Consider the following 17,558-nt stretch of genomic DNA (forward strand, 5'->3'; position numbering starts at 1 on the left):
GGTCAGTTGGCGGTGGTGTGGACGGCGCGGCCGTCGACGAAGGTCATCCGGACTTCGGTGGCGCCGATCTCCTCGGGCGGGCCGGCGAACGGGTCACGGTCGAGCACCACCAGGTCGGCGCACTTGCCGGGCTCGACGGTGCCGGTCTCGGCGTCCAGGTGGTTGGCCCAGGCGCTGCCGGCGGTGTAGGCGGTGAACGCCTGGGCGAGGGTCAGTGCCTGCTCGGGGTAGAACGCGGGCTGCTCCGAACCGCTGTGCGGCGCGCGGCGGTTGACGGCGACGTGGATACCGAGCAGCGGGTCGGGGCTGCTCACGCCCCAGTCGCTGCCCGCGACCAGCCGGGCCCCGGCCCGCGCCAGGTCGCCGAACGGGTACTGGAGGGCGGCGCGCTCCGCCCCGAGGTAGGGGATGGTGAGCTCGTCCATCTGCGGCTCGTGGGCGGCCCAGAGCGCCTGGATGTTGGCGGCGGCGCCCACCTCGGCGAACCGCTTGAGCTCCGCCGGATCCACCACCTGGAGGTGGGCCAGGTGGTGCCGGTTGTCGTTCGGGCCGTTGGCGGCCCGGGCCAGCTCCAGCGCGTCCAGCACCTCGCGGACGGCCCGGTCGCCGAGCGCGTGGAAGTGCAACTGGAAGCCGAGCGCGTCGAGTCGGGGGACGGCCTCGCGCAGCACCTCGGGGCCGACGAAGCTGAGCCCGGAGTTGGCGGTCGCGCAGCCGCAGCCGTCCAGGTAGGGCTCCAGCATGCTCGCGGTGAAGTTCTCGGCGATGCCGTCCTGCATGATCTTCACGGTGGTGGCGTTGAACCGGCCGACCCGGCCGTGCAGCCGGCGCTCCACCAGCTCGTCGATCTGCTCGGTGCCGCGCCACCTGTCCCACCAGAGCGCGCCCACCACCCGGGCCTCCAGCGAGCCGTCCCGGGCGGCGTCCAGGTAGACCGGGAGGTTGTCCGGATTGCCGGGGAAGGTGCCGATCATGGCGTCCTGCCAGGCGGTGATGCCGAGCGAGAACAGGTGCCGCTGCGCGGCGAGCAGGCCGGCCTTGGCCTCGGCGGGGGTGGCCACCGGCACCAGCGCGGCGACCAGCTCCATCGCCCCCTCCTGGAGGGTGCCGATCGGGGTGCCGTCGGGCTCGCGCTCGATCCGGCCGTCGGCCGGGTCCGGGGTCTGCCGGGTCACCCCGGCCAGGGTCAGGGCCCGGGAGTTGACCCAGGCGCCGTGGCCGTCCCGATTGGTGAGCAGCACCGGGCGGTCGGGGACGACCGCGTCCAGCATGGCCCGGGTGGGGATGCCCTCCGGGAAGACGTCCATCGACCAGCCGCCGCCGCAGATCCACTCGGCCTCGGGGTGCTCGGCGGCGTACCGCGCGATGGTGCCCAGGTAGCCGTCCAGGCTGCGGTGGTGGGAGAGGTCGCAGCGGAGCAGCTGCACGCCGGCGACCACGGGGTGCACGTGGGCGTCCTGGAAGCCGGGGGCGAGCAGGCCGCCGTCCAGGTCGACCACCTCGGCGGCCGGGCCCAGCAGGCCGCGCAGCTCGCGTTCCTCGCCGACGGCGAGGATCCGGCCGGCCCGGACGGCAACGGCGGCCTCGATCGGGGTGTCACCCGTTGCGGTGAACACCCGGCCGCCGCGGAAGAGCAGGTCGGCCGAGCGGTGTGACGGTGCGTCATGGTCCATGGGCTGGTTCCTCCCGGAGTGGTGGTGAGGAGGAGTGAAGCGCTGCGCAACACTGTTGTCAACGGTGTTGCGCAAACCCGGAATTGCCTCGCTACACTGACCGCACCATGTCGAATACAGCCGCGAACCCGCCCAAGCCCCCCACCCCGGCCCCGCCCGCAGCCGCGTCGGCGCCGCCCGCGCGGCCGGTCGCCACCCCGCCCGCCGCACCGTCCGCACCGTCCGGCCGTGCCCGCAACCGGCGCTCGGGCACCCAACTGACCCCGGAGCTGATCGTCGAGGCCAGCCTCCGGATCGCCGCCCGGGGCAGCGCCGACGCGTTCACCGTCCGCCGCCTCGGCGAGGAGCTGGGCGCCGACCCGACCGCCGTCTACCGGCACTTCCGTGACAAGGACGACCTGCTGCTCGAGGTCGCCGACCGCACCCTGGGCGAGGTGCTGGACAGCATCCCCGAGGGCCTGGTCTGGCAGGACCGGATCCGCGCCCTGGCCGACGGCTCGCTCGCCGTCGCCCTCAAGTACCCGGCCGTGGCCTCGGCGATGGCCAGCCGCACCACCCGCCGGGCCAACGAGTTCCGGGTGGTCGAGCTGATCCTCGGCGCCGTCGCCGAGGCCGGCCTGACCGGAGCCGAGGCGGCCGTGCACTACCGGATGGTCGGCGACTCGCTGCTCGCCCTGGTCGGCCAGCGCGCGGCCTACCTGCTCTTCGCCCCCGAGGCCCGGGCGGCCGACGAGGCCTCCTGGACCCGCGAGTACCGGCTGGTCGACCCCGTCGCCTTCCCGCAGATCACCGCCGTGGCCGAGGAGTTGGCCCAGGTCACCCAGGACGGGGTCTACCGGGCCCGGGTGGAGGCCCTGATCACGGCGGTGGAACGCCGGGCGGCCGAGCTCGCCGTCATCCCACCCGAGCCCGTCCGGCCCAACTGACCCGCACCCGACCTCCGCCCTGCCCCGGCCAAGGAGCGCGCCGCGTCCCGCGGCCCCGCCGCCCCGCCGCCCCGCCGCCCCGCCCCGATCTTCGGTCGATCTGTGCGCAACACTGTTGACACCAACGTTGACAGAACCGTTGACATTCGCGCCGCACCGCCGTTCACTCCTGGTCAACCACCCGCTCTCGCAGAGAGGGACACCCCCATGGACCGGGAACCCGCCAGACGCCTCCCCAGCACCGTCGCCACCCCCACCGTCCCGACCGTCCCCGCCTCCCCCACCACCACCCGCGCCGGCCTCCCCACCACACTCGGCCTCGCCTTCTCCCTGGAGGGCGAGGCCCGCCGCCGCGGCCTGCCGGTCGCCGAAGTGGCCGGCCAACGCGCCGAACGCCGCGAACTGACCCGCCGCCGGCTCCTCGCCACCGGAGCCCTGGTCACCGCCGCGGCGGCCCTGGCCGGCCCCACCCGTGCGGCAGCGGTCACCCCACGCACCGCCCCCGGCCCGACCGACCCCACCGCCGCCAACCCCGCCACCGCACCCCGCATCGTGATCGTCGGCGCGGGCCTGGCCGGCCTGCGCTGCGCCCACCGCCTCTGGACCGGCTCCCGCCCGCTCGCCGCCACCGTCTACGAGGCCGACACCACCCACCTCGGCGGGCGCTGCTGGTCGCTGCGCGGCTACTTCGCGAACGGGGCGGTCAGCGAGCACGGCGGCTCGTTCATCAGCTCCACCGACACCGCCGTGCTGAAGCTCGCCGCCTCCTTCGGCCTCAAGACCGAGTACGCCAACGGCGGTTCGCTCGACTCCGGCGACTACGCGGGCTGGTTCAACGGCGGCCGCTACGACAGTGCCCAGCAGCAGGCCGACTGGGTCGCCGAGGCGTACTCGGCCTTCGCCGCCTCCTACGCCGCGATGGGCACCCCGCGCTGGAACGCCTCCACCGCCGAGGCCCAGCGGCTCGACCAGCTCTCCTGCCTCGACTACCTGGCCTCGATCGGCCTGCCCACCGGCTCCGCGCTCAGCCAGCTGATCCAGTCCGTCCAGCTCCAGAGCGGCGGCGACCCGGCGCTCGCCTCGGCCCTCGGGATGATCGGCTTCCTCGGCGGCTCCGCCACCTTCGACGGCGACGCCGGCTTCGACGAGAAGTACCACCTCGTCGGCGGCAACGACCAGTTGGTCAGCCGGATGGTCGCCGCACTGCCCGCCGGCACCGTCCAGCAGGGGTACCAGCTGGTCGCGGTGGTCCAGAACGCCGACGGCAGCTACACCTGCACCTTCGACCGCACCGGCGGCGGCTCCCCCGCCGTCTCCGTCCAGGCCGACCACCTGGTGCTGGCCCTGCCGTTCAGCACCCTGCGCGCCGTCGACCTCACCCGGGCCGGGCTCTCCGCGCTCAAGCTCCGGGCGATCCAGCAGCAGGGCATGGGCCAGAGCGCCAAGCTCGTCCTCCAACTGCGCGGCAAGACCTGGCCGGCCCTCGGTTACAACGGCGTCAGCAACACCGCCCCGGCCGGCTACCAGACCGCCTGGGACGGCTCCGTCCAGCTCGGCCCGAAGGGTGGCCCGGCCCTGCTGGTCAACTTCCCCGGCGGCGACACCGCCCGCTCCACCCTCACCGGCGCCGCCCACGGCCCGGCCCCCGCCGCCGACGCCGCCTGGTTCCTCGACCAGATCGAACAGGTCTACCCCGGCACCAAGGCCGCCTACAACGGCCTCGCCTACGAGGACCACTGGTCGCTCGACCCCTGGCACCTCGGCGCCTACCACTACTACCGCACCGGCCAGTACACCACCATCGCCGGCTACGAGGCCGTCCAGGAACACCGCATCCACTTCGCCGGCGAACACACCGACGTGGACAACGCCACCCTCAACTCCGCCGTCGCCTCCGGCGAACGCGCCGCCACCGAGATCACCACCCAGCTCTGACCCCCACCCACCCCGGGCCACCCACCCCGGCCCGGGGCCACTAACCCTCTGCGGCCAGCCGGAGTTGCTCCTCCTCGACAATCCGCACCGCCAGCGAGCGCTCCGAAACGTCCACCGCCTCGGGCGAGTTCTCGGCCACCTCGCTTCGGCGGGCGTAGGCGTCGAAGAGGCGCGACTTGCCCCGCAGCATCTCCACCATCCGCTGGTCCACGCTGTCCTCGGCGAGCAGCCGGTGCACCTGCACCCGCCGCACCTGCCCCATCCGGTGGGCCCGGGCCACGGCCTGGCTCTCCAGGGTGGGCTTCACCTGGGGTTCGCAGATGATCACCACCGAGGCCGCCTGCATGTTGAGCCCCACCCCACCGGCCTGGATCTGACTGAGCAGCACCGCGTGGCCGGCCACCGCCGAGTACTCGTCCACCACCTCCTGCCGCCGCTCGGCCGGCATGCCGCCGTCGATCGGCCCGAACACCCGCTGCTTCAAGCCCTCTTGGACAGTGGCGAGCACCTCGCGGAAGTACGAGAAGACCACCACCTTGAGCCCGTTCGCCTCGGCCTCGGCGACGATCTCGGCCAGCCGCTCCAGCTTCGCGGAGGTCTTGGGCTCCGCGTACCCGGCCCGCCGCATCGCCATGAAGTTGCCGGCCGCCACGGCCGTCCGGTACGCGGCGGCGTCCCCGGCCGAGAACTCCTCCCACTCGTCCACCTGCACCGTCTCGGGCAGCTCGGTGAGCACGTCCCGCTGGTTGCGCCGCAGGTACACCGGGGCCACGGCCTTGCGGAACGCGTCCGGACCCACCGCCCCGACGCCGTGGTGGAGTCGGGGCAGCAGCTCGGGCTGGAGGTGGGCCACCAGACTGCGGAACTCCTCGACCCGGTTCTCCATCGGCGTGCCGGTCAGGAACAGCACCCGGTCGACCCGGCCGGCCCAATGGGCCACGGCCTGCGCGCGTCGGGTGGCGGGGTTCTTGACGTAGTGGGCCTCGTCCACCACGACCTGTCCGACCGCCAGATCGGCCGGCACCGCCAGCCGCCGCAGCCCGTCGAAGGTCGCCACCAGCACCCCGCCCCCAGTCGACCACGCGGCGAGCGCGGCGGACCGCTCCGGCCCGTGGTACCGGTACGCCCGCAGGGAGCTGCGCGCCTCGACCTCCCGCACCCAGTTGACCAGCACGCTGGCCGGGCAGACCACCAGGAAGTGCCGACCGCCGGCCGCCTTGAGGTGGCTCAGTACGGCCACGGCCTGCACGGTCTTGCCGAGACCCATCTCGTCGCCGAGGATCGCCCGCCGCTGCGCCAACGCGAACCGGGCCCCGAACGCCTGGTACCCGCGCAGCGAGATGCCCCGCAACTCGTCGGTCAGCGGCTCGGCTTGGACTCGCTGCACCAGGTCGTCGGGGAGGAAGCCGGCGGCGGCGGTGTAGTCCGCGCGACCGTCCGAGACCAACTCGCCCAGCACGCCGTAGAAGTCGGCCGACCGGGTCTCGAACTCCAGCCAGAGCGAGTCCCCTTGGGCCGGCGGACGGAGCAGGTCCACCACGGTCTGGTCGAAGGCCAGCGACACCTGCTGCTCCGCCGCCTCCGCCAGCAGCTCGGTCAGCGCCCCGACCGCCTCGGCGGCCTCCGCCCGGCCGCGCTTGCCGGCGAACAGGCCGCGCAGCACACCCCCGGCCGGGCGGGCGGCCGTGGTCAGCGGGCTGAGCTCCTCGCTCAGCAGGGCGGCGGCCTTCCGGGCCCGGGTGGCCTCCGGCCCGGCGGCGACCAGCCGGGCGAGGGCACTCAGCAGCGCGGTGCTCTCCTCGTCCCGCCGGTCGGGGTCGACCCGCACGGCCACGGTCTGCCCGACGGCCTCGGCCAGCTGCCGGGCGGCGGCGAGCGCCTGGTCGGCGCTGACCTGGCCGATCCCGGGCACCAGGCGCAGGTCGTACCCGGAGGCCTCCAGCACCTGCCGGACGGTCCGGTACCCGGCCTGTTCCAGCGCCGCGACCCGCAGCCGCCCGTCGGTCACGTCCTTGAGCCGGGCCACCGGGAGGGCTGCCAGCTCCTGGCCGACCAGCCGGTCGCGCAGCGCGGCGGCGCCCTGCCGCACCTGCACCACCGCCGCCTCGTGCTCGGCGAGCACGGCCTGCGCCGAGGCGAGCAGCCGCTCGGCCTCCGCCAGGACGGCCTTGGGCTTCCGCTCCCCCACTGGTTCTCCCGTCGCAGTCGATCATGCTCCCGATCCGGAGCCCGCCCATGATTCCACCGAAGTACCGATGCCACCGGGGCTGTCAGGTCGAACTGATAAGTCTAGACTGATGACCATGGCAGACTCCCCCGACCAGACCGGCCCCGCCTCCACCACCGCCACCGCCTCCCCCGAGGGGGCGGCCGAGCTGGCGGCCGACCTGCGGGCCTGCCTCGGCCCGCTGGTCAGGCGGCTGCGCCAGCTGAAGCCGGACGACGAGCTCACCCTCTCGCAGACCTCGGTGCTCGCCCGGCTCGACCGGGAGGGGCCGGCCACCTCGGCCGAGCTCGCAGCCGGGGAGCGGATCCGGCCGCAGTCGATGGGGGCGATCGTCTCCGCGCTCGGCGAGCACGGGATGGTGGCCCGCTCGGCGGACCCGACCGACGGCCGGCGGGTGCTGATCTCGCTGACCGAGGCCGGCCGGGAGCGGCTGCGCGGCACCCGGGCCGAGCGCGGCCGCCGCCTCACCGAGGCCATCGCCGAGGAGCTCTCACCCGAGGAGCAGCGGCAACTCGCCGCCGCGATCCCCCTGTTGGAGAGGATCACCCGCCGTGTCTGAGCAGACCGGGGAAGCCACCGTCCGCACCGGCAGCACCGCCTCCGGCGCCGGGCACACCGACCGCTACAAGTGGCTCGCGCTCTCCAACACCTCGCTCGGGATGTTCATGGCCACGGTGGACGCCTCTATCGTGATCATCTCGCTGCCCGCCATCTTCCGCGGCATCCACCTGGACCCGTTCGCCCCCGGCAACATCGGCTTCCTGCTCTGGATGATCATGGGCTACCTGCTGGTGACCGCCGTCCTGGTGGTCACCCTCGGCCGCCTGGGCGATCTGGTCGGCCGGGTCCGGATCTACAACCTGGGCTTCGTGGTCTTCACCCTCGCCTCGGTCGCGCTCTCCTTCGACCCGCTGCTCGGCGCGGCGGGCGCGCTCTGGCTGATCGGCTGGCGGGCGGTGCAGGCCCTCGGCGGTTCGATGCTGATGGCCAACTCGGCCGCCATCCTGACCGACGCCTTCCCGGCCCGCCAGCGCGGCATGGCCCTCGGGGTCAACCAGATCGCCGGTCTCTCCGGCCAGTTCGTCGGCCTGGTGCTCGGCGGGCTGCTCTCCGCCTGGGACTGGCGCGCGGTGTTCTGGATCAACGTGCCGTTCGGCATCCTGGGCACCGTCTGGGCCTACCGCTCGCTGCGCGAGGTGGCCACCCGCGGGCGGGTGAGGATCGACTGGTGGGGCAACCTGACCTTCGCGGGCGGCGTCGGCCTGCTGCTGGTCTCGATCACCTACGGCATCCAGCCGTACGCCGGGCACACCATGGGCTGGACCAGCCCCCGGGTGCTCGCCGGGCTCGCCGGCGGCGTGCTGCTGCTGATCGCCTTCGGCCTGATCGAGACCCGGGCCGAGCAGCCGATGTTCCGGCTCGCGCTCTTCCGCAACCGCGCCTTCGCCTCGGGCAACCTGGCCGCACTGCTCGCCTCGGTGGCCCGGGGCGGGCTCCAGTTCATGCTGATCATCTGGCTCCAGGGCATCTGGCTTCCGCTGCACGGCTACGACTACGCCGACACCCCGCTCTGGGCGGGCGTCTTCCTGCTGCCGCTGACCTTCGGCTTCCTGCTGGCCGGCCCGCTCTGCGGCCACCTCTCCGACCGGTACGGCGTCCGCTATTTCACCACCGGCGGGCTGCTGGTCTTCGCGGCGAGCTTCGTCGGCCTGATGCTGCTGCCGATCGCCTTCCCCTACTGGGCCTTCGCCCTGCTGCTCGCGCTCAACGGCCTGGGCTCGGGCATGTTCTCCGCGCCCAACACCTCCGCCATCATGAGCAGCGTGCCGCCGGCCGACCGGGGCGCCGCCTCCGGCATGCGCTCGACCTTCCAGAACTCGGGCATGTCGCTCTCGATCGGCATCTTCTTCTCGCTGCTCATCGCGGGCCTGGCCCGCCGGCTGCCCGGCGCACTGGAGTCCGGCCTCACCGCCCAGGGCGTGCCCGGCCCGCTGGCTCACCAGGTGGCCGGGCTGCCGCCGGTCTCCACCGTCTTCTCGGCCTTCCTCGGCGCGAATCCGGTGCAGACCCTGCTCGGCCCGAGCGATGTGCTGCCCACCCTCACCCCGCAGCAGGGCGCGGTGCTGACCGGCCGGGAGTTCTTCCCGCACCTGATCTCCGCGCCCTTCCACCAGGGCCTGGTGATCGTCTTCGCGGCCGCCACCGCGATGTCCCTGCTCGCGGCGGCGGCCTCCCTCCTCCGGCCCTCCCACACCAACTGACCAGCCCGTCAGGGCTGCTGCGGCACCACCAGGGCCAGCGCCAACGGACGCTCGCCCGCGTTCGGGCCGGCCTCGACGGTGTGCACGCCGGGGTTGGTCCGCCAGGCGTGCGCGGCGGCGTCCCAGCTCTGCACGGCCCGGCGCGGCACGGTGATCCGCGCGGTGGCCGGTGCGCCGGCCGCCGCCTCGACCACGGCGAAGCCCGCCAGCTGGCGGTCCGGGCGGCTGCGGTCGGAGCCGTCGGTGGCCAGGTACACCTGCACCACCTCCCGCCCGGCCCGCTCACCGGTGTTGCGCACCCGGACGGTCACCTCCGCCAGCGCCTCGCCGCCGCCCTCGGCCAGCCGCGCCTCCAGGCCCTCGTACGACCAGCTGGTGTAGCCGCTGCCCGCGCCGAACCAGTACGCGGGCGCCGCGCCGGCCCGTCGCTGCCAGGCCCGGTAGCCGATGAACAGGCCCTCGCTGTAGTCGAGTTGCCCATTGGTCGGCTCGACCTGCCAGACCGGGCAGTCGGCCTCCTCGGCCGGCCAGGTGGTGGGCAGCCGGCCGCCCGGCTCGACCGTGCCGAGGAGCACGTCGGCCAGCGCCTCGCCGGCCTGCTGGCCGGGGAACCAGGCGAGCAGCACGGCCGCCACCGACTCCCGCCAGGGCATCAGCACCGGCGCTCCCGCATTGACCACCACGACCGTGCGCGGGTTGACGGCGGCCACCCGGGCCACCAACTCGTCCTGTCGGCCCGGCAGCCCGAGCCCGGCGCGGTCCACGCCCTCGCTCTCCACCTCCTCGGTGGTGCCGACCACCACCACCGCCACATCGGCCGTCCGGGCCGCCTCGACGGCCCGCTCGATCAGCTCGTCGGCGGTCACCACCGGTGCGCCGTGGCCGAGTTCGAAGGAGACCAGACCGAACCCGGCGAAGGCGCTCGCCTCCGGCATGGTGTACGTCAGCGTGACGGCCACCTCGCGGCCCTCGGCCAGCTCCAGCTCGAACCGGCGCTCCGGCGGGTTGAGGAACGCGGCGGCCGGGTCCTCGCCCTCGGGCAGCAGCGCGCCGTCGTACAGCACCACGCCGTCGGCCTCCAGTGTGAACCGGCCCACGCCCCGGACCGAGAGCTGGTGCACCCCGGCCACCTCGGCGGTGAGCGTGCCGCCCACCCGCACCCCGGTGAGCTCCGCGAACGAGACCTCCCCCGGCAGCGCGCCGAGCCAGCGGACGCTGCCGTTGGCCAGCGTCTCGACGCCCAGCACGCCGTCCCCACCGAGCAGTTCGGCCCGGCGGGCGAAGCCGGCCGGCGGCAGGAAGGTGCGCGGGTCGGCGCCGAGCTCGTACCGCAGCTCGCCGCCCAGCGCCTCCCGCAGCCCCTCCAGCGGGGTGACCACCCGGGTCGGGAAGACCTGGGCGCTGCCGCCACCGCCGATCCGCGCCTCGGCCGCCGCCGCGCCGATCACCACCACCGACTCGGGCGCCGTCGCCGGGCTCAGCGGCAGCAGACCGCCCTCGTTCCGCAGCAGCACGAACGACCGGGCCGCCAACTCCCTTACCAGCGCCTCGCCGTCCACCGGTGCGGGCAGCTGCTCGGGCGGCACGGCGGCCGGGGCCCCGGCCAGCAGGCCGACCCGGGCGGCCAGCCGCAGCACCCGGCGGGCCAGGTCGTCCACCAGCTCCTCGGGCACCAGGCCCTCATGCACGGCCTTCACCAGGTGCTCGCCGTAGACGGTGGCCGGGCCGGGCATCGCGATGTCGAGCCCACCGAGCGCGTCCCGGACGGTGTCCCGGGCACCGGTCCAGTCCGAGACCAGCACCCCGTCGAAGCCCCACTCCTCGCGCAGCACACCGTTGTTGAGCTCGGCGTGCTCGGTCATCGAGACCCCGTTGACGGCGTTGTACGCCGCCATCAGACCCCACGGGTGAGCCTTCTTGACGATGGTCTCGAACGGCGCCAGGTAGAGCTCGCGCAGCGTCCGCTCATCCACCCGGGCGTCCACGGTGTACCGGTCGGTCTCCGAGTCGTTGGCCACGAAGTGCTTGGGCGTGGTGCCGACCCCGCCGTCCTGCACGCCGGAGACCAGCGCGGCGCCGATCTCGCCGGTGAGCACCGGGTCCTCCGAGTAGCACTCGAAGTGCCGGCCGCCGCGCGGGCTGCGGTGCAGGTTCACGGTGGGCGCGAGCACCACGTGGGCACCCTTGCGGCGGGCCTCCTGGGCCAGCAACCGGCCGGCCCGGCGCACCAGTTCGAGGTCCCAGGTGGCGGCCAGCGCGGTCGGCGAGGGCAGTGCCACGGACGGATCGTCCGGCGTCCACTGCTCACCGCGCACCCCGGCCGGACCGTCCGACATGACCAGCCGGCCCAGGCCGATCCGCTCGTTGGCGGGCAGCGACCACATGTCGGCCCCGGCCAGCAGGGCCACCCTGGCGGGCAGGTCGAGCCGCGCGAGGGCGGCCTCCACGGCGGCCTTCCGCGCGGCCTCGGGGGTCATGCCGGTCTCCTGACCGTCGTTCACGGACTGCTCCCGGTACTCGCTCATGCTCAGATCCACCCTTCCAGTGCGGCGAGGAAGCCCTCGTGGTCGTCGCGGTGCACGGTGTGTCCCGCACCCGGCACGGTGCGCACCTCGAAGCCGCGCCGGCGCAGCAGCTCGGCGTCCTCGGCGCTCACCAGGAAGCTCTGGTCGGCGAGCACCACCAGCGAGGGCACGGCGGGGGCGACGGGGAGGCCGGAGTGCTGGCCGGGCATGGCGAGCGCGGAGTCCGGATCCCAGGCGGCCAGGGTGGCGAGCTCGACCTCGATGTCCTCGGCCTCCCAGCGCGGGTTGAGCCCGGCGATCTGCTCCCGGGTGGCGTGCCGGAACTCCACGAACATCGCCGGGTCCACCCCCTCCGCCTGCCCGAACTGCCAAGCGGGGTCCACGTACACGGCCCGGGCCGGCGCCAGCCGCTCGACCGCCCGCAGCAGGGTGATCCCGCCGAGCGAGTGCCCGACCGCGAGCTCCAGGGAGACCCCGGCGGGCAGCGTCTCGACCAGGTCCTCGGCGTACGCCTCGAGCGCGTACCGCTCCTGCGGGGTCTCGCCCGCACCGCGCGGGCTCAGCCCGTGCCCGCGCTGGTCGACGGCGATGACCCGGTAGCCGCGCTCGGCCAGCGCCGGGCCGACCCGACGCCAGGTGCGGTGGTCGGACATGATGCCGTGCACGAGCAGGGCGACACGGTCCCCGGTGCCCCATTCCTGGGTGTTCAGCTTCACGGTTCTTCAGCCTTTCCTACGTACGATCATCAGTTCTTACGGACTCGGCGGGCCGATGCGCCCCGAGCGGGCTCAGCGCACGCCGCGGATCGGCCGCACGGCCAGTGCTCCGGCCACCGCGAGCGCGGCGCCGAGCAGGAACAGAGGGGTGTAGCCGCCCACCGCCACCACGGCGGAGGCGACGAAGGGCGCGACGATCTGGGGCCCGGCATTGGCGATGTTGAGCACGCCCATGTCGCGGGCGGCATCCTCGGCCCGGGGCAGCACCATGGTGACCAGCGCGGTGTCCACGGCCATGAAGCAGCCGAAGGCCAGCCCGTTGACGGCGGAGAAGACGATCATTGCGGGCCAGGTCGGGCTCAGCACCGGGATCAGCAGGGAGAGGCCGGAGAGGGCCGCCGAGACCGAGACGAAGAGCTTGCGCCGGTCCAGCCGGTCCGAGAGCACGCCGCCGACCACGGTGGAGACGGCCATCGCGATCGCCGAGACGGGGGTCAGGATCGCGATCGCGCTCTCGGGCTTCAGTCCGCCGGGCAGGCTGATGTGGTCCTGGAGGATGTACAGCCGGTAGCCGACCACCGCGAAGTACCCGAGCACCAGCAGCGCCCGGCCGATGAACGCCCACCGGAAGTCCGGCTCGCGCAACACCCCGAGGAAGGCGGCGGCCTGCTCGCGCAGCGGCACCGGCTGCTTGGCGGCCATCCGCTGCTCGCGGGCCAGCCCGCTGAACACCAGGCCGGCCACCGCGACCAGCAGGCCGAGCGCCAGGTAGCCGGTGCTCAGGTGGTCCGAGAACGCCGAGGCCAGCAGCACGCCGACGGTGGAGCCCACCGGCAGCCCGAGCCCGACGGCCGCCGAGGCGGTGCCGCGCCGCTCCACCGGCACCCGGTCGGGCACCACCGAGGTGAGCGCGGCCTGGTAGAAGTTCATCGCCGCCTGGCCGAGGCACCAGGCGAGGCAGACGAGCAGCACCGTGTCGACGTTGCCCAGCAGCGCCATCGCGGCCACAGCGGCCAGGCCGCCGCCGAGGATCCACGGGTTGCGCCGACCGGACCGGTCGGAGAGCGCCCCGGCGAACGGGTTGAACACGGTGGCGAAGACCGCCGAGACCCCGCCGACCAGGCCGAGGTTGGCCACCTTGGCGGCCGGGTCGAGGTGCTCGATCTGCAGCGGCAGCAGCACGCTGCCGACACCGAGGTAGAGCGCGTACATCGCGCTGTTGCCGACGAACAGCAACGGCAGCAGGCCACGGGTGGGGGTAAGGGCCACGTTGCCCTCCAGGAGAGTGCTCGGCGTGGTTGGGGGTCCGAGCAATGGACTGTGGTCAGGTTACACGTGTAACGCTTACTCGTGTAACCAGGTGTTTAACAGGGGTTTCCGCCCCACCACCAGAGCCGGACGTGAAAAGATCCGAACCGTTATGAACAGCGACCACACCACTCCCGCCGCCGCACCCGCCGATGCCCCCACCACCGCACCTGGCGCCGCGCCCACCAGCGCCGACGTGGCCCGGCTGGCCGGCGTCTCCCGCGCCACGGTCTCCTTCGTGCTCAACAACACGGCCGGCGGCCGGGTCAGCGAGCGGACCAGGGCCAAGGTCCGGGCCGCCGCCGACCAGCTCGGCTACGTGCCGCACGCGGGCGCCCGCTCCCTGCGGGCCGGCCGCACCGGCCTGGTGCTGCTGGTCGGCTCGGCCGTGCCGATCGGCCCGCTGTTCAGCGGCTTCTACCGCGAGCTCCAGGAGGCACTGCCCCGGCACGGCTACACGGGCGTGCTGCTCGGGCCCACCCCCGGCGGCTGGGACAAGGCCGCCCGCGCCTGGGCCGAGCTGCGGCCCACCGCCGTGCTCTGCCTCACCCCGGGGCTCACCGCCGAGGGCGTGCGGGTGCTCCGCCGCTCCGGCACCCGGGCGGTCTTCACCCTCGGCATCCCGCCGGTGCCCGGCGCGCACGCGCTGATCATGGACCAGCGCGAGGTCGGCGCGGCGGCCGCCGCCCACCTGCTCGACCGGGGTCGCCGCCGGATCGGCGTCGTCATGCCCACCGACCCGGCCCTCGCCCTGTTCAGCGCCCCCCGCCTGGCCGGCGTCCGCGCGGCCGTCGCCTCGGCCGGCCTCGGCGCCCTGGTCGAACCCCTCCCCCTCGACTACACCGAACCCTCCGCCGCCCAACTCGCCGACCAGTGCCGCTCCCTGGGCCTCGACGCCGTCTTCGGCTACAACGACGAGTACGCCATGCTCACCCAGCGCGCCCTCCAGGACGCCGGCCTCGACGTCCCCCGCACCATCGCCCTGGTCGGCGCCGACGACCTCCTCCTCGCCCGCCTGCTCCGGCCCCGGCTGAGCTCCGTCCGGATGCGCCTCCCGGCCGGCGAAGACCTCGCCGACCTCGTCGACCGCGTGGTCGCCGACCCCGAAGCCCCCACCGTCACCCGGGACTTGATGACCGTCGAGTTGATCCCCCGCGACTCCTCCTGACCTCGCCCCCACTGGCCTGCCCGGTCACCCGGGCCATCCGCTGCCACGGTCCCGCATTGAGGTCGTCTCGCGGGAATGGCCGTGCGCAGTCAATCCGTCGTGGTATGACTGACTGCGCCGGACCACGGGGGGCTCCGGCACAAGGGGGTGCCGCGTGAAATCCGGCTTACGGTCGTGTGCCCGACTCTGTACGGCTGCTGCGGTTCTCGCCGGCTACATCGCAGTCCACCTGGCCATCACCGCAGGCCTGGACCTGCAGGCCCGCGACCGGTTCCGTGACGGCCCGGCCCGCGCGGCCGCCTTCACTGCCATGGTGGACCGCTACGCGCTCGGCGATGAATCGGCTCAGGCTCAACTCGAGGCGGCACAGGCCTGGTTCGAGGCGAATGCACCGGCTGGTCACACCCGCACCACGGTCGCCGCCGCCACCGACCTGGTCCGACGGGGGAAGGGTCCCGCTGCCCAGGAACGCGCCTCCACTCTGGCGGCCGACCTGACCGAGGACAGGTCGGTGCTCGATCGTGAACTCCACTCCCTCTGGCAGGCCACCCTCTGGTTCACCCTGGGAGCCGGGGTATTCGTTGTCCCCTCTCGCCGGCTACGCCGCCGGCGCCGCGCGGCCATGGCAGCCATCGCCCGCACGGTCAGCCGCTTCGCCGCACCACAGCCGAGGTGGCGCCGACCCCTGTTCCTGTCCGTCAGTGGCGTCGGCTACCTCCTCTTCACCTGCGGGGAGTACGCCGTCACCGCGGCTCAACAGAACGGACGCAAGCTGCCGTTGGAGGCACAACTCCTGCTGATGCCCTTGGGCCTGGCCGCACTCGGTGCCGGCTTCCTGGTACTCAGGTACGCCCGCCCTCGCTCCAGCCGCCCGGCTGCCCGCGCCCTCCAGGCCGACGGCCGCCCGCCGGTGCTCTACCTGCGCAGCTTCGCCGACGACCCGACCGCCGCACAGATCGACGACGGGACGGCGCTCAACATCCACTCGCGGGAAGAACAGCTCACAGCAGCTCTCCACGCATTCGGCCCCGTGATCGCGGTCGGCAGACCTGGGGAACCGCTGCCGCAGCTCGGTGCGGCTCGGTTCTACCTGCCGCTGGACGACTGGAAGCCGACGATCCTCGAGCTGATGGACCTGTGCCAGCTCATCGTGCTACGCGTGGGCCTCGGCGAGGGCCTGCGTTGGGAGATCAGCCAGGTTGTCGCTCATCAACCCAGCCGCAAACTGGTTCTACTGACGCCTGGTCGGATCGACGATGCGGTCGACAGCCTGGCTGGCCGCCTGCCCGTCCCCCCGCAGCTGGCGGAAGTGGCGGCCGACGCCCCGTGGCTCTCGGCGGCCATCACCTTCGGCCCCGACTGGACCCCGCACGTTCGAGCCGTGGAAGCCTTGCCCGGCAGCGCACCACAGCGCGTCGGGCTGGCGCGGCGCGCAGCCAGGGCGGTCAAGGCCGTGATCTGGCAACCCTCTCCGGCACGACTTACGGTGCGGGCGATGAAGAGTGCCCTGGCCGCAGTGGGAGTCCGCGGCCGGTTGATCGTCCTGCGGAGCGACAGCGGAACGCTGGTCACCATGGGCCGGGGCTTGGCAGTGCTCGCGGTCCTGGCCCTGCTGTACCGAGTGTTCGAGCTCATCGGCGCCTGGTAGCAGCACAGTTCGGTCGGCGCCACACTCGCAGTGCCTGATCGGATCTCGAACACCTCGACTCAATCAGGGGGAGCCATGAGAACCCAAGGACCGAAGAGCCCAGACAGCACCGACCGCCCCGGAGGTGAACGGCCCAGGCCGGTCTCCGGCTGGGCGACCGCGACCACGGTGCTGATCTGTCTGGCCGTCGTGCGCGAGCTGCTGGTCCTGGCCGCCAACTGGCGCGAGTATCAGCTCGTCCACGACTACCTGAACGGATCGGCCACCGAGGCCGACGTCGCAGCCACCGAGGCCGACACTCTGACTGCGGCGGCAGGCTCCTCGGGCCTGCTGCTCCTGGTGGCCGTCCCGACCGCAGTGGCGTTCCTGGTCTGGCTCTGGCGGGCGCGGGCCAACGCCGAGCTGATCGGCGGTCGCGAGACACAGCGTCGCTCCCGGCTCTGGGTGGTCGGGTCCTGGATCGCCCCCGTCATCAATCTCTGGTACCCCTACCAGGTAGTCGTGGACATCTGGCGGGCGCGAGTGCCCCGTCGGCAGGTCTCCCTCGCCCTGGTGAACGGTTGGTGGGCCTGCTTCGTTCTCGGCGGCTTCGTCAAACCGATCCAGTGGCGGGTGGCCGATTCGGAACAGAGCGAGCAGGACGTGCTGACCAACGCGAACCTCTCCACCCTGCTCACTGCGCTGATCCTGCTGTCGGGCGTACTGCTGATCCTCATCATGCGGCGAGTCACCGCCACGCAGAACCAGGCCTTGGAGCTAGGCCGCCATACTCGCTGACCTGCCCCCCGCCAGTACCAGCCCTCGGGCGGGGCGGCACGGGCGAGGTACGGCGGGGCCACGACGCCGAACCGCGCCCGCGCCGGCCCCGCCCGGCGGGGCCGGCGCGGGCGCGGCGGGCGGGCCGCGGGAGCGCTCCGCTTGCCGCGTTCGTTCGGCGGCAGGATCAGGTCCACCGGGGCCCGGTCGGCCGTGGCCACCTCGATCCACTGGCGGGCCCAGTGGGCCTGCTGGTGAGCGGCGGGCATCGCGGCGTAGCCCTCCTCGATCTCCCGCCGGGCGGATTCGGCCCGCCCCTGGGCGAGCATCGCCACACCCCGCTGGAGCGCGAGCCAGCCCGGGGTGTACCAGTACGTGCCGACCGGGAGATCGGCGTAGTCGATCGACTGGGCGA

The 17,558-nt window shown here is 73.6% G+C and carries 12 protein-coding genes; 7 read left to right on the forward strand and 5 right to left on the reverse strand.

Features of this window, described 5'->3' with window-relative positions:
- Positions 1 to 2 precede the first annotated feature (2 nt).
- Entirely contained in the window at positions 3 to 1,673 is a 1,671-nt protein-coding gene (locus tag CFP65_RS02735; RefSeq protein ID WP_104814573.1) for an amidohydrolase, read from the reverse strand.
- Positions 1,674 to 1,780: 107 nt separating this feature from the next.
- On the opposite strand from CFP65_RS02735, the gene CFP65_RS02740 reads away from it, so the two are divergent.
- Entirely contained in the window at positions 1,781 to 2,599 is an 819-nt protein-coding gene (locus tag CFP65_RS02740; protein ID WP_104814574.1) for a TetR/AcrR family transcriptional regulator, read from the forward strand.
- Between the two features lie 207 nt (positions 2,600 to 2,806).
- On the forward strand, positions 2,807 to 4,534 hold the full coding sequence (locus tag CFP65_RS02745; RefSeq protein ID WP_104814575.1) for an NAD(P)/FAD-dependent oxidoreductase: 1,728 nt from the start codon (positions 2,807 to 2,809) through the stop codon (positions 4,532 to 4,534).
- A 40-nt stretch (positions 4,535 to 4,574) separates the two neighbouring features.
- Here CFP65_RS02745 and CFP65_RS02750 read toward each other — a convergent pair whose 3' ends face one another.
- A complete protein-coding gene (locus CFP65_RS02750; RefSeq protein ID WP_254552189.1) occupies positions 4,575 to 6,722 on the reverse strand; it encodes a DEAD/DEAH box helicase in 2,148 nt (715 codons plus the stop codon).
- A 115-nt stretch (positions 6,723 to 6,837) separates the two neighbouring features.
- On the opposite strand from CFP65_RS02750, the gene CFP65_RS02755 reads away from it, so the two are divergent.
- Both CFP65_RS02755 and CFP65_RS02760 read left to right on the forward strand, forming a co-directional pair.
- Positions 6,838 to 7,320: a MarR family winged helix-turn-helix transcriptional regulator gene (locus tag CFP65_RS02755; protein WP_104820608.1), complete on the forward strand. Its 483-nt coding sequence runs from the start codon at positions 6,838 to 6,840 to the stop codon at positions 7,318 to 7,320.
- On the forward strand, positions 7,313 to 9,022 hold the full coding sequence (locus CFP65_RS02760; RefSeq protein ID WP_254552190.1) for an MFS transporter: 1,710 nt from the start codon (positions 7,313 to 7,315) through the stop codon (positions 9,020 to 9,022). Before CFP65_RS02755 ends, CFP65_RS02760 begins: the two co-directional genes overlap by 8 nt.
- Positions 9,023 to 9,030: 8 nt before the next feature.
- On the opposite strand, the gene CFP65_RS02765 is transcribed toward CFP65_RS02760, so the two are convergent.
- The 3 genes from CFP65_RS02765 to CFP65_RS02775 form a co-directional block, all read right to left on the reverse strand.
- Positions 9,031 to 11,547, reverse strand: coding sequence for a beta-glucosidase (locus CFP65_RS02765; RefSeq protein ID WP_371682348.1), 2,517 nt, complete (start codon positions 11,545 to 11,547; stop codon positions 9,031 to 9,033).
- A 2-nt stretch (positions 11,548 to 11,549) separates the two neighbouring features.
- Entirely contained in the window at positions 11,550 to 12,263 is a 714-nt protein-coding gene (locus CFP65_RS02770; RefSeq protein WP_104814576.1) for an alpha/beta fold hydrolase, read from the reverse strand.
- A 72-nt stretch (positions 12,264 to 12,335) separates the two neighbouring features.
- Positions 12,336 to 13,532, reverse strand: coding sequence for an MFS transporter (locus CFP65_RS02775; RefSeq protein ID WP_371682349.1), 1,197 nt, complete (start codon positions 13,530 to 13,532; stop codon positions 12,336 to 12,338).
- A 151-nt stretch (positions 13,533 to 13,683) separates the two neighbouring features.
- Here CFP65_RS02775 and CFP65_RS02780 point away from each other — a divergent pair, with 151 nt between their 5' ends.
- The 3 genes from CFP65_RS02780 to CFP65_RS02790 all read left to right on the forward strand — a co-directional run bounded on the left by CFP65_RS02780 (position 13,684) and on the right by CFP65_RS02790 (position 17,164).
- The gene (locus tag CFP65_RS02780; RefSeq protein ID WP_104814577.1) at positions 13,684 to 14,739 is read left to right on the forward strand and encodes a LacI family DNA-binding transcriptional regulator; all 1,056 of its coding nucleotides are present in this window, start codon (positions 13,684 to 13,686) and stop codon (positions 14,737 to 14,739) included.
- A gap of 154 nt (positions 14,740 to 14,893) precedes the next feature.
- Positions 14,894 to 16,387, forward strand: coding sequence for a transferase (locus tag CFP65_RS02785; protein WP_104814578.1), 1,494 nt, complete (start codon positions 14,894 to 14,896; stop codon positions 16,385 to 16,387).
- A 75-nt stretch (positions 16,388 to 16,462) separates the two neighbouring features.
- Positions 16,463 to 17,164 carry a DUF4328 domain-containing protein gene (locus tag CFP65_RS02790; RefSeq protein WP_104814579.1) on the forward strand — a complete coding sequence of 234 codons (702 nt, stop codon included), beginning with the start codon at positions 16,463 to 16,465 and terminating at the stop codon, positions 17,162 to 17,164.
- The last annotated feature ends 394 nt before the right edge of the window (positions 17,165 to 17,558 follow it).

It is taken from the genome of Kitasatospora sp. MMS16-BH015, assembly GCF_002943525.1.
In the GTDB taxonomy this organism is placed as follows: Bacteria; Actinomycetota; Actinomycetes; order Streptomycetales; family Streptomycetaceae; genus Kitasatospora.